This is a genomic window from Treponema primitia ZAS-1, from assembly GCF_000297095.1.
GTDB lineage: Bacteria > Spirochaetota > Spirochaetia > Treponematales > Breznakiellaceae > Termitinema > Termitinema primitia_A.
Genome location: NZ_AEEA01000058.1, coordinates 65,579 through 77,923 on the forward strand (window position 1 = coordinate 65,579; position 12,345 = coordinate 77,923).

At 51.5% G+C, this 12,345-nt stretch carries 11 protein-coding genes; 2 read left to right on the forward strand and 9 right to left on the reverse strand.

Translation table 11 applies throughout. The features are described from left to right. Window positions 1-18: 18 nt before the first annotated feature. From TPRIMZ1_RS0111135 to TPRIMZ1_RS0111175, 9 genes are all read right to left on the reverse strand, one after another. Window positions 19-432 carry an FMN-binding protein gene (locus TPRIMZ1_RS0111135; RefSeq protein ID WP_010259439.1) on the reverse strand — a complete coding sequence of 138 codons (414 nt, stop codon included), beginning with the start codon at window positions 430-432 and terminating at the stop codon, window positions 19-21. Then, on the reverse strand, window positions 429-1,124 hold the full coding sequence (locus TPRIMZ1_RS0111140) for an ABC transporter ATP-binding protein (protein WP_010259441.1): 696 nt from the start codon (window positions 1,122-1,124) through the stop codon (window positions 429-431). Before TPRIMZ1_RS0111140 ends, TPRIMZ1_RS0111135 begins: the two co-directional genes overlap by 4 nt. Before the next feature lies 1 nt (window position 1,125). Then, window positions 1,126-2,268: an ABC transporter permease gene (locus TPRIMZ1_RS0111145; RefSeq protein ID WP_010259442.1), complete on the reverse strand. Its 1,143-nt coding sequence runs from the start codon at window positions 2,266-2,268 to the stop codon at window positions 1,126-1,128. Then, window positions 2,258-3,544, reverse strand: coding sequence for an ABC transporter permease (locus TPRIMZ1_RS0111150; RefSeq protein WP_026043677.1), 1,287 nt, complete (start codon window positions 3,542-3,544; stop codon window positions 2,258-2,260). Before TPRIMZ1_RS0111150 ends, TPRIMZ1_RS0111145 begins: the two co-directional genes overlap by 11 nt. A gap of 1 nt (window position 3,545) precedes the next feature. Further along, window positions 3,546-4,796 carry a Fe-S-containing protein gene (locus tag TPRIMZ1_RS0111155; protein ID WP_010259446.1) on the reverse strand — a complete coding sequence of 417 codons (1,251 nt, stop codon included), beginning with the start codon at window positions 4,794-4,796 and terminating at the stop codon, window positions 3,546-3,548. A 109-nt stretch (window positions 4,797-4,905) separates the two neighbouring features. Continuing rightward, window positions 4,906-5,487: an iron transporter gene (locus TPRIMZ1_RS0111160; protein WP_010259448.1), complete on the reverse strand. Its 582-nt coding sequence runs from the start codon at window positions 5,485-5,487 to the stop codon at window positions 4,906-4,908. 33 nt (window positions 5,488-5,520) lie between these two features. After that, the gene (locus TPRIMZ1_RS0111165; protein WP_010259450.1) at window positions 5,521-6,732 is read right to left on the reverse strand and encodes an FTR1 family iron permease; all 1,212 of its coding nucleotides are present in this window, start codon (window positions 6,730-6,732) and stop codon (window positions 5,521-5,523) included. 190 nt (window positions 6,733-6,922) lie between these two features. Continuing rightward, complete coding sequence (locus TPRIMZ1_RS18855; RefSeq protein ID WP_157784222.1) at window positions 6,923-9,181, reverse strand: hypothetical protein; 2,259 nt, start codon at window positions 9,179-9,181, stop codon at window positions 6,923-6,925. Between the two features lie 554 nt (window positions 9,182-9,735). Then, entirely contained in the window at window positions 9,736-10,968 is a 1,233-nt protein-coding gene (locus TPRIMZ1_RS0111175) for a cation:dicarboxylate symporter family transporter (RefSeq protein WP_010259454.1), read from the reverse strand. An 86-nt stretch (window positions 10,969-11,054) separates the two neighbouring features. On the opposite strand from TPRIMZ1_RS0111175, the gene pyrE reads away from it, so the two are divergent. Further along, window positions 11,055-11,642 (forward strand): orotate phosphoribosyltransferase, encoded by a 588-nt coding sequence (pyrE, locus tag TPRIMZ1_RS0111180; RefSeq protein ID WP_010259457.1) that lies wholly within the window; start codon window positions 11,055-11,057, stop codon window positions 11,640-11,642. A gap of 6 nt (window positions 11,643-11,648) precedes the next feature. Next, entirely contained in the window at window positions 11,649-12,344 is a 696-nt protein-coding gene (locus TPRIMZ1_RS0111185) for an HAD family hydrolase (RefSeq protein ID WP_010259460.1), read from the forward strand. Window position 12,345 lies beyond the last annotated feature (1 nt).

Consider the following 12,345-nt stretch of genomic DNA (forward strand, 5'->3'; position numbering starts at 1 on the left):
GATGTCCGGAGTATATACTTATTTTCCCGCTTCTTCCAGGGCACCTTCCACCGCTTCAATAAATTGATTGTACGCAATGGTAGCCCCGCTCACCGCGTCAAGGTCCTTCAGGCTCTGGTTTTCTAAAAATTGCCGCCTATATTGTTCCATGGCCCGTACTGCAAGCTGGGCCTTATCGTAAAAATCCTGGTTTGATATTTCCCCGTTCACCTTACCGTAGTTTTCATCCTTTATGCTCCCATCCTTCTGACGGGTGATAAACACACAATCGGTAACCTTGCTGTCCTTCAGGGTAAGGGTGATCTCCCCCCAGGCGCCGGTGTCGTCCGTCCCGCTCTTCCCGCTGTATGTCCCGTCTTTATACTCAGCTTTACCACAGGAAAAAAGCAGTAAAGCTGCCACGCAAAGTGTAATGGCAAAAAACTTTTTCATAATGAACCCTCCTTCTTCCCATTCCCCTCTTCCGTATTATTAACAATCCTGGCGACTCTCCCATGTTCCAGCACAACCGTGCGCTGGGCATCCTCGGCAACCTCAGGGTCGTGGGTAACCACAATCAGGGTACTGCCCTCCCGGTGAAGGGTCTTAAATATTTCCAGAACCAGGGATTCGTTGGCCTCATCCAGGTTACCCGTGGGTTCATCAGCCAGGATCAGCATGGGGTAGTTGATCAGCGCCCGGGCTATGCAGACCCGCTGCTGTTCACCCCCGGAAAGCTGGCTGGGAAGGTGCCTGGCACGATCCGCCAGGCCGACCCGGTCCAGGGCTTCCATCGCTTCCTTTTCGTCGGGCATGGAATGGTAGTACTGGGCCACCATGATATTTTCCAGGGCGCTCAGGTACTTTACCAGGTGGAACTGCTGGAAGATCAGGCCTATCTTATCCCGCCGGGTGGTGGTGAGGTTTTTGGAACTCTCCTTAGCGATATTAACGCCGTCCAGGATGACATCTCCCGTGGAGGGCTTATCCATGCAGCCTATGATATTCATCATGGTGGTTTTCCCGGAACCTGATGGCCCCATGATGGCAAGCCATTCCCCTTTCCGAACCGTCAGGTTGACATCCTTTAAGGCTTTGAGGTTGCCGTAAATTTTTGAAATGTCCCGTAACTCAAGTAAATCCATATCATTCTCCTCGTAACACTATTGCGGGGTCAACTTCGGTGGCGCTCCGTACCGGAATAAGGCAGGCCAGGCCGGTGATAAAAACTGACACAATAATTGTGAAGGGCGCCATCTGGGGTATAAAACTAATTGGCCGGTTAAACACGTTCAGTGCCACGGCCTGGGCAAAGATAAAGCCGAAGATGGATCCCAAAAGGCCGCCGACGGCCCCCAGGAAGGCGCCCTCCCCCAGAAATTCCAGAACCAGGGCGGAATTTGCCGCGCCCAGGGCTTTCCGCAGCCCGATTTCCTGGCGGCGTTCTGCCACCACGGCCATCATGGTGGTGGCCACACAGATCATGATGAGCAGTAATACTATCACGGTGACCAGGTATACCAGGCCCTGGAGCTTGGTAAGCACCGCCCCTTCGGACTGGGTAACCCGCTTGACCAGCCGGGCCTCAACGCCGGGAACACCGGCGCTTATCCGGTCCGCCAGGGCCTGGAGGTCCCCGCCGGCGGAGCTGACACTGCATTCCACCACGTCGATCCTACCCTGCTCGGCCATCATACCCTCAAAGTCAGGCAGGGACATGAAGATAAAAGCTTCCTCGGCCCCACCGGTCTGGACTATGCCGGAGACGGTAAATTCCCGGCTTATCCCCTGCCCCCGGCTATCGGTTCCGGTAATGGTAAATGGGCTGCCCTGATTAAGGCGGATCATCTCGGATACCTGCTGTCCAATCAGAGCTTCCCCTTCCCGGTCGGGCCAGCGGCCGGATACGAACCAGTAGGGGCTTGCCTTACGGGCCTCGCCCAGATCCGTCCCTGCGGCCATAAAGGGCTGTTCGTTGATCTTCACCATCCGGTAGCTGTAGGGGGCAGCCCCGATAAGCTCCCCCGCAGGCAGATATGCTACGGCCTCCCGCACGGTTTCCATGGTCAACACCGCTTCGGTTCCTCCGGGAACAATAACCATGTTGGCTCCATAGGAGCGGAATTCCCGGCCCATTTGCCGGGGGATGTCGTAGTAAACCGTGATAAGCCCTGACAGTATCGTTGCGCCTATGGCAATGGCCAGCAATGCTACCAACATCCGGGACCTGCGCCGGATAATGGAGCTGACCACCATTTTGATAAAAAAGCGCTGCCGTTTACCTGCCATGGAGAACCTCCGCAGGGCGCAGGGACAGGAGCAGCCGTATTGAGGGGACACTCCCCGCCAGGGTGACCAGGAGCACCAGAACCCCTACCAGGGGTATCACCATGGGTTTTATATCTATGGACTGGCTAAACACGGACTGACCGATGATCTGGGCAAAACCCAGTCCGGCAAAATAACCCGCCGCCCCGCCAATGATTCCGGTAATAATGATCTCCGTCAGTACCAGTGCTGTTACCGGGCCGTTATATGCCCCCACCGCTTTGAGGAGGCCTATTTCGTTAGCCCGTTCCATAACACTGGTAGTAACCAGGTTGGAAATACCCAGGGCGGAACCGGCCAGGCTCAGTATTGTAATAAGGAGCATCAGGAGCTGGGTCTTTTCCAGAATAGCCCCTTCGGATTCCGCCACCATGCGTATGGGCTTGGATACCGCATCGCTTATCACCTCGTCGATCTGGTAGCAGATGGCGCTCACATAGGCGGTGCAGTACCAGGTCTCCCATTCCTTGATAGAAAGACTGTTTGGATCCTGCCCTGCCCGGCGTGAAAGTTCGTTATCCGGGGTGGTCAGGGCGCTGACTTCAACACTGCTCACCAAGCCGGGCCTGCCAGCCAGGCGTTGGGCGGCTGCCAGGGTGGTGTAGATCCACCCGTCCTCGTCCCCGCCGGCGTTAAATATTCCCCGCACCAGAAAGGTTTCAGTCCCGTTTAGGCCCTTGAGGGTGATGGTATCTCCCTGGGCGATATTGTAGCGCCTTGCCGCCAGACGTCCCACCATGACCGAAGCGTCATCCCCGTCGTTGATCCAGCCGCCGCTGCCCGTATCCCACCAGGCCTTCATATTCCGCATTCCCGTGTCCAGGGATTCTCCGGTAGGAAGATCCAGGTGATGACCGAACCATGTTCCCACCACCTTAAGTTCTTCAGTATTACCGTTGACCTTCACCCGGGTATTAAGGTAGGGGGTAAAGTCGACAATATTAAAGGCCCAGAATATGGTTTTAATATTGCCCAGCTCCGCTTCCTGTAAATACTTGTCCGATATACCGCTGCCATCGCTGACTCCATAGAGATCGTCCAGCAAAGATGCGCCACGGGGTACCACGTTGATGTTGGCGCCGTAAGTTTTAAGCTCCTGGTTTACCTTGTCTCCCACATCAAGCATCACGTTCAGCATTGCTGTGGCCAAAGACGCCCCAAGGGCAACGGTAAAAGCTATCATCAGCATTTTTCCCTTCTGCCGGAAAAGCGCCCTTCGTACCATTCTCCAGAACATACTATTTAAACCGCCCCTTTTCATTTTCCAGATCCCCGGTACGAACCACCATCGATCCCCCCCGAATGGCATAGGCTAGGGGCACCGGGTTACAGCCCCCCTTAAAGCCGATGGTAGAAATATTCATCACCACATCGCAGAGCCGGCAGATAACCTGGTTTTTCCGTTCATAGTACCCCGTGGCGCCGCAAATATCACAGGCGTCAAGGCCGACCCCATAGGCAATTTCGTTTTTCCGTATCACAATAAACCGTACCTCGGTATTGTCAGAAGCGGTAAACGCAAAACGGTGAAGATGCCCATCACTGACCTGTTCAATGGGGATGATGATCTCATCCCCCACTATGCTCATGGGCTCCGCCGGAGAGAGGGTCACCCCCCGCTCGGTATAGGATTTGAGCGCCGTAAGGGAAAACAGGGAAACTGCGAATCCCAGGGCTACTGCAAGACTCCAACGCCGGTTCCCGCGCATGGCGGCCCGGATCTTCCGGTGTTCTGCGGGGTTGTGGTAATTCTGACTGGGGTAAAAACTCTTCACAAACAGGATGACCGGCAGGAGAAAACTTATCCCCATGATCACATAAAGAAAAAATACATTATTGTTAATCGCCACAACAATTATTCTGAAAAGCCAGCGGATCATGGGTATGATACGCCGGGCAAAGAGGAACTGTATAATCGACGATAACTGATTTACCATATTGACCACAAGGCCAACAGTAAGGAATAGGCTTAAGAGTTTATCCGGCAAGACCATACCGGCGTTAAACAGGGCCAGGGCGGTAACCAAAACAATGCCAATGCCCGCAAAGAACCCTATGGTTTTAAAAAGAAAATCCGTACTAAAGATACTTTCCCCCGCCAGGAGGAACTCCGTTGGGTACAGGAATATTGTGGGCAGAACGTAAAAAAACAGGGCTGCGGTAAGGATGGCGCTTGCATAATCCAGAGCCCGGCGGTGTAGTTTTGGAAAGTTTTTTTCCAGTACTCCCCAATGGAGCAGGATAAGGATGATCCCCGTCACTATGGCGATGGACAAAGTCCAGGTATTAAAAAAACCCCGGTTAATGAGGGCGGTGGTTCGCCGCAAAACCGCAAGGATCGCCGATGCGGCAACTCCGGTTATACTTCCGGCGGCCAGCCACTTCTTCCGGTCGTGATCACCCCTTTTAAAAAGAACTGCAAACAACAAAGCTGCAAGAACCGCCGTTGCCAGCGAAGTCTGCACAACCTGAATGAGATACCTAAACATGAAACCCCTTTCTTCTTCCCGCGAATACTCAAACGGCAGAGGACTTTAGCGGTGATACGGTATCACGTACTAAAGTCCTCTGTAAATACTCTAACCTAAAGCAATTCTACTACCACTGCGGCCCCGCGTAGGCCACTTTCCATTCAGCAACCAGGGGCTGGCCCCAGAAACGGCCGGGTACGCCGGTGGTCTTGTCCACGTGAAGCACATAGCCCTGGGCTTCGGGATTCTGGATGAAGAATTTGACCGTATAATCCCCGATGCCGTTGAGTTTAACATTGGCGCCGTAGTGGGGGCCGTCGCTGGCATTCATGGGCATAAAAGTCCCTTCGATTTTCCAGCCATTGGCCTGGGCAATCTCATACTTGACCGTGAGGTTGGGGACAAAGTCGCCGACCCCATAGCCCAGTTCGTTTTCCAGGGCGGAGATATCCGCTTCAATGTGTATATCCGACTGGGCCGCAGGAAGTCCTGCGGCAGCGGGTTCCATATCCACAGGCTGGAAATAGACTCCCGCCACATTGAGGGGCCCCAATTCAAAATCATCCCCTAAGGGAAATTCTTCAAAACCGGCAACCTCGCCGGGGGCAACCGTGCTGGCTGGCTTTGTTCCCTGCTGACCACCGCCGGCAAAGGCAAAGGCGGTGCAGCCCGCAATCAATAGAAGTACCATCAGTTTTCTGATATTCATGTACTCACTCCTTCCTAATTTTCTCCTCATGGCCTAACGGCCCGAGTTAATACCATTGTTAATGGGACGCTTGTTCCGCTTGAGCTGTGCCACAAAGGTTATGATGGTGGCGGCCAGCAGCAGTATCTGTGGGATAAGGGTTTCCAAGGTAGGATAGATACCCAGGATATCCACGGAGCCCACAAAGGAAACCGGGGTGACCCCGATAAGATTCCCCTCCTGAAGTTCCTTGATGCCGTTACCGATAAAGGTGACCGACATGAGGAAAAGCAGTACGCTGGTACCCAGGAAAAAGGGCTTCAGGGGCAGGCGGAAACTCACCACCCGGATGAGGATGTAGATCCCCACCAGGAGTACCGCTCCGATGCCCAGGCCGAGCCACACCATGTTGACGTAGCTTTGGGTTTGGGCCAGCAGGGCCTGATAAAAAAGGATGGTCTCAGCCCCTTCCCGGAAAACCGCGAGGAACGCCGCGAAGGCCAGGGAGAACATGGAGCCCTTAGTTATGGAACTTTGAACCTTTCCTTCTATATAAGAAGTCCAGGCTTCCGACTCTGCCTTGGACACCATCCAGTTGCTTACGTAGAAAAGCACCGCCACCGCCACCAGCATGGTGGCCCCTTCCAGAATCTCCTGACCCTGACCGCTAGCGTTCCCTGTAAGGGCGTTCAGGATAAAGGCCATTACTACGCTGAGGCCCAGGGCTAGGATCGCCCCCCAGTAGACCGGCGTGGTACTTTTTTTGTTTCCACTCTTTAAGAGATAAGCCACTATGGCGCCGACCACCAGGATGGCCTCGAACCCTTCCCGGACTATGATCAGCAGGGAACCCAGGAAGACCCCCAGGGCGCTCTCCCCCTTACCATCCAACTGGTTGGCATCCTCCCTGAGATACTGCACCAGAAGATCCAGGGCCTGTCTCACCTCATTGTTTGGGGCCCCTCCGGTCATGGCTTTCTTGATAAAACTGAACTGATACTCCACTTTTGCAGCCCTAGCCCCGGAAATATAGGCCATCACGGTCTTTTCAAACCCAAGTTTTTCATAATACCCGAAATAGGCCGTATCCACCTGTTCCTTGGCAGTATCAGCATCCCCAGTCAGGTAGGTTTCATAGGATTGGTTTATCACATCCCGCATTTCATCTACTATTTCATTCCAGGATGCAAAGGCTGCAAAGGCAGGGGAAGAAACCATACTTATCATAAGCACTATCAAGATAGGCAATACTAACTTTTTACGCAAAACCATGCTCCTTTCGTCAGATAACTCTCACACTGTTAGCTCATACTAATTAAACGAAAGATAGCAGAGACTAACTTCTATGTCAAGAGATTTTTGGGGATTTTTGTAAAAAAAATGAAGTTTAGGATAAACCCCAATAGCGGCGGCTCTAAAGTGTGATAATTCCTTTTAACATAAAGACTTACGTGGCTCAGAATTCCCCGCGAAAAATAATTGTGCTCGAATGGTGTGGCGGGTATTCTTTTATCTCGAATATGCGTCCATCAAAGGATATTCTTACATTGATACTTGGTTCTTTAAGTTCATCAATAAATGGTTTAAGGCTGCGATCAATGACAGACTGTTCAATAGGGGTGTCTGAACCGCTTTGAATATACAGGGTACAATCCAGCTGTAATTTTCGTTCCTGCGGTGTTTTACCTTTACGAGAATAGATCCTCTTGGCGTTTTTGAGAGGATCAATATATAGGGAAAAGCTGTTTCCCGCACTCGGAGAAACGGTTGATTCCTTGATGATAAAATACCAACCAAAAAATCCCGGATCTGATTCGGGCTGCGTGAATGACAAAACTGCGGGTATCTCTTGATTTGGGGTGCGATTTGTGCGATCATTTTCCGGAACAAAGAATGTCCCCGCTATGGTATGGGGCAGCCCTGCAATGTCCCAGTAATCAAAAATATTTTCTGAATACCAAGGGGGGAAAGCAGCGTTTGACTGCGTTTCCGAAAACTCTTTTACCATCTCATTAAAAGAGAGGATTCTCAGTTTTAATAATTCAACTATTTTTTCATATACCAAAATGCGGGTTGCGGAAATAGTATTTATATATGCACTATTCGCTAAAATAACACGATCGCCAAAATTGGTAATGGTGCGGATTTTCGGTACGTCAATAAAACGTAATGGAGTAAGCCAGGCGATATAATGGGCCGGTATGTACCCTAAGTTAAAATTAAAGGCGGTAAGCTGGGACCATTTCAGGGCGCGGATTTGATATTTTAGTTCATCACATAGTGCCCTGTTTAATGCAATTTTATTGTTTAATGCTTCGACTGTTATCATGGTATTATTATCAAGGGTTAATTCGGGTGAACGGTAACGCTGCATTTCTTTGAAGGTTTCAATATACTGAATAATTATCTGGGATTCAGGGTATTGATTTGATATGGCTCCATCGGTCAAGTATAACACGGAATCGGCGCTGCCGGTTTCCCGCATGATGATATAGCGGTTTGACGCCACCAGGGTATATTGAAAAAGTTTTTTATCGTTCTTCGCATATTTTTCGGTAAGATCCTGGGTAAAGGTATCGGAAAGGCCATCAAAGGCGTTTGGGGGAATTGAAAGGGTAACCATGAACATTTTAGGTGAACCGGTCCTGCCGGGCAGATAATCGCGTTTAAGATAGGTCCACATCTCCACGGGATAGAGTTTCAGTGTACAGGTCTCCCCTTGCCGGGTAATACGAATATCGCAGTCCCCTTCAAGGATGTTGAAATTAGGGATAGCATATTCCCATCCGGTTTCCTTTTCTCTGCCATTCCAGTAAAAACCGCTATAGTGTTTATCCGGCGATGGTCCCCGTTCTCCATGGGGTAATTCGCTTAGCAAAATCGCGTCATCACTAAAATAGAGCGGCGCCGTTTTGAATTCCCAGGAACCGGCAAAAATCGCCTTAGTCCAATAACCGGTTTCACCCGTTTCATTGAGACCGGCGACGCGCAGTTCCCGCGCACCGTTGCCCTGACCGTTTTGCAGTATCGTTATGTGCCGGGTGACGGCGGCTTTCCCGGCAAGGGGAATGCGGGGCTGGGGCCGCCAGTCTTCGGCGGGGAGTCCCCATTCAGTCAAATTGGAACGATAAATTGTTCCCGGTCGATTGGATATATAGGGACTATAGGTGTACTTAAAAAGCATGGGGTCACAGCCTATGGTGTCAAAATCCGCAAGGCGGGTGTACATCTCTCCCGCCTCATTTATGACGAACATGGTTGATGCACTGGCTGAAAGGGCGCAGGCCTTGAAGGTCCCCCGTTCCGGCCCGATATAGTTCCGGGAAAAATCTGGAGGAAGCCCCGTATCACCGTAACAGATTTCTTGCCCATCCTCTAAGAGTACATAGGTTGTAACGATTTCCATAGTTCCGTTGTGGTGCTGATTACCAAAAGGGTCTTCATAATAAAGTACATGGCGATTACGCTTTCCCAATGACCAAGATACGTTATTTCCGGTACGCTGATCAAGAAAAAGCTGTTCCTCATTGGGCCAGCCCTGCTTGTTAAGCCAGACATTGCTTTTATGCGCGATAGTTATGTCGAAACAGTAACGATGGAAACTGCCTTCCACAGAAAGCGCTACCAGTTCATCCGCATCCGCCGATATTTCCGCGATTGTGTCTGCTTTTAATCCGGTTTTGGCAAACAGCGTCCAATTTTTTGGTTCCACCACCGGGTCTATGCTTTTATACCAAATCCGGCCTTCATGGAGGATATAATAATGGTACGTGTTAAAGGTCTGGGTCCTTGTCTTGATATATACCGCATGAGGAAACGCACCGTTTATATCTTCGGTCTTGCTATCAGGCGTTTGCGGGCCTACTCTGTATGTGTAATCATTCTGCCCAAGATAGATTGCCTTTGATAGGGCACAGGAAGGCAAGAGAGCAGTAATACTTAAAAATAACGGAATTATAATTTTTGCCGTATTAGCGCTCCTTTTTCCCTGTTAAACGGGAATGATATTCAGGGAATGCTGTTTCTCTTATATCTATTTTATTCATTGGTATTACTATATGTTACCGAACGGTCGTTAACAAATAGAATAACAAATCCTAAACTAAAAAGCAACAGATTTTTAATAAAACGTAAAGTTTAGGGAAAACCCCAATAGCGGGCGGCTCTAAGATATAATAATTCCTTATACCATAAGGACTTACGTTGTACGGGCAGTTTTGCTTGAAATAGTAGGAGTGTTATCGGCACCGCCATTGCAGCCTGTCGGTCCTAGATAAAGTGCCGGGGTTCCCGATCCTCCTGGAACCCGCTGCCCCGGGCCAGGGCGAAACTGGCAAAACAGCTTATCATCACATCCAGGAAGGCGCCGATGGCGATGAGGTAGAAGGCCATGGGTTTGAGGATGAGGTAACCCGCTTCATAGCCCCGGCCGTAATCAAGGCAGAGTGCCGCCAGGGCGGTATAGGCGGCGTCCCCGGAGTGGCGGGCCAGGAGGAAGGATATAAGCACCGCCCGGATGCCTATGGAAACCACATCCATCAGGGTAACCCCCAAACTGGAATAGGATTTGATTATCACAATAAATGCAGCGGCAGCTACCATGGCGCTGCCCGCCCGGCCAAAGGCGGCAAAGAGGGTCACCGTAACGGTATTGGAGCGGCGGCGGGCGCCAAGATTTTCCTTAACATGCCTGATAATCACCGGGATAGAAAAGTTGATATCCCCGGAAAAAAACGAAGCCAGGGCGGGACCCAAGGAGCCGTAGAGCTGAACCCAGGGATTAACCTTCGGCCTGATAAAGTAGAGAAATAGGGGCAGGATGACAAAGCCTAAAACCACGCTGAAAACAGCCAGGAGCAGGATAAGATCCCTAAAAACATCGGCCTGGAGGACCCCGTGAAACCGTATCGCCCAATAGGCCGCAAGGACGATGATAATCAGCCCTAGGATTTCCGAAAAAAAGGCAGCCACATGATAAAAAATCCGCGACAGGGAATCAAGCAGGGAAATCACCGGTTTGGTATAATTCCGGTCATAGGAAAGGCCCATGCCAAGGAAAAAGGCAAAGACGCAGAGGGGTAACAGGTAGACCCCGTCGGAGAACAGGGCGGCAAGCATATTTGAGGGGAAGAGTTCTAGGGCCGCTTCGGGCACATTCAGGGAAATAAGCTCTACCTGTTCCTCAATTTGAATCGGGATCCGGTCCGGGGGGAAGATCATGGTTACCAGGATCCCCGAGGAAACAACAAAAACGGCGCTTCCCAGGATCAACAGGAAGGAACGGAGGATAAGGCGCCAGAACTGACCATCCTGACGGAGCTCGTAAATCGCTATGGTAAGGGAAAAAATGATGATAGGAACCGTGCCGTACCGGCCTATCCTGATAGCTATCCTTTCGAGCCAACTCAAAATTGAAAGGATACGTTGATTGTCATTAGGCAGGAGGTATCCAAGGAGGACTCCCAGGAGGGAGCCGATTAACAGTTTAAGCCAAACCTTCATTGGTAGATCATACTTGAAGGCTTCTCCTGCGTCAATTGTGTCAATTAAGCTTGCGGCGGAAGCCCCTTCCCGGGTATATTTTACCTATGAAAGATACCATCACCTTACTAAAAGAGTCCGGAGCCATGCTGGAGGGGCATTTTCTCCTCTCCTCGGGCCGTCATTCGGACCGGTATTTCCAGTGCGCCCGGCTCCTGCAGTACCCGGACCGGGCGGCGGAAGCTCTGGCGGGGGTAGCGGAACGGTTAAAAGCGGATATCAGGGCGGGGAAACTTGCGGTGGACGTCATTGTGGGTCCCGCCATGGGGGGAATCGTCGTAGCCTACGAACTTGCCCGCCAACTGGGGCTGCCGGGCTTCTTTACCGAGCGGGACGATACCGGCGCCATGACCCTTCGCCGGGGCTTTGAGATAAAGAGCGGGGCCAGGGTGCTTATCGCCGAAGATGTGGTTACCACCGGAAAATCCTCCGGGGAAAGCGCCGCGGTTCTGGAAGCCCTGGGGGCAAAAATAAGCGGCTTAGCCTGTGTGGTGGACCGCCGGGCTGCGGGGGTTCCGGTTTCCTGGCCCCTCTACGCAGCCTGTACGGTTGTGGTGGGAAACTGGGAACAGGATACCTGTGAACTCTGCAAAAAGGGCATACCGGCGGTAAAACCGGGGTCCCGAAAACTGTAGGAACCAATGCCGGAGCCAAGGGCAGTTATCTTCGATCTTTTTTTTACCCTGATAGATCCCATGAAGGAAGAATATTCCCGGGAAAGTGAATATGCGGTCCTGGGGATGGAACGCAGTGAATTTGAGCGGCGGAACGGTATAGACTATGATGTACGGGGAAGCGGGAAAATCCGTGACCCCTACGAAATGGTCCGCCATATACTGCGGGGCCTGGACCTTGATGAGGAGCTGCTCCGCCGCGCCGCCGATGCCCGGCTGGCAAGGATCAAGCGGGCCCTCTACGGGGTTGATAAAAAAAATCTGGAGCTTCTGGAAAAAATCCGGCAAGCGGGCTTTAAAACCTGCCTGATAAGCAACGCCGATGCGGCGGATGTATACCACTGGGAAGGTTCGCCCCTCAGCGCCGCCTTTGATCAGGTACTTTTTTCCTACTACGAGGGTCTCCTCAAACCGGACCCGCGGATATTCCGTCTTGCCCTGGACCGGCTGGGAATTAAAGCGGCGCAGTGTTTCTACGTTGGAGACGGCGGACACGAAGAACTGCGCGGAGCCCGGGAGGCCGGAATAACTACGATACTCACCACCGAGTATATTTCCCACATTTGGCCCGAAAGAATTCCCGCACTCCGGCAGAATGCGGATTATGAAGTTGTACGGCTTGAGGATATTCTTAAAGAAGATATGATTAAAATAGAAGGATAGG

Excerpts from the sequence above, each read along its gene's own strand:
- pyrE (WP_010259457.1), top strand. The coding sequence starts at position 11,055 with ATGAAAGATACCATCACCTTACTAAAAGAGTCCGGAGCCATGCTGGAG.
- TPRIMZ1_RS0111150 (WP_026043677.1), bottom strand. The coding sequence starts at position 3,544 with ATGTTCTGGAGAATGGTACGAAGGGCGCTTTTCCGGCAGAAGGGAAAA.
- TPRIMZ1_RS0111155 (WP_010259446.1), bottom strand. The coding sequence starts at position 4,796 with ATGTTTAGGTATCTCATTCAGGTTGTGCAGACTTCGCTGGCAACGGCG.
- TPRIMZ1_RS0111185 (WP_010259460.1), top strand. The coding sequence starts at position 11,649 with ATGCCGGAGCCAAGGGCAGTTATCTTCGATCTTTTTTTTACCCTGATA.
- TPRIMZ1_RS0111175 (WP_010259454.1), bottom strand. The coding sequence starts at position 10,968 with ATGAAGGTTTGGCTTAAACTGTTAATCGGCTCCCTCCTGGGAGTCCTC.
- TPRIMZ1_RS0111145 (WP_010259442.1), bottom strand. The coding sequence starts at position 2,268 with ATGGCAGGTAAACGGCAGCGCTTTTTTATCAAAATGGTGGTCAGCTCC.
- TPRIMZ1_RS0111160 (WP_010259448.1), bottom strand. The coding sequence starts at position 5,487 with ATGAATATCAGAAAACTGATGGTACTTCTATTGATTGCGGGCTGCACC.
- TPRIMZ1_RS0111140 (WP_010259441.1), bottom strand. The coding sequence starts at position 1,124 with ATGGATTTACTTGAGTTACGGGACATTTCAAAAATTTACGGCAACCTC.
- TPRIMZ1_RS0111135 (WP_010259439.1), bottom strand. The coding sequence starts at position 432 with ATGAAAAAGTTTTTTGCCATTACACTTTGCGTGGCAGCTTTACTGCTT.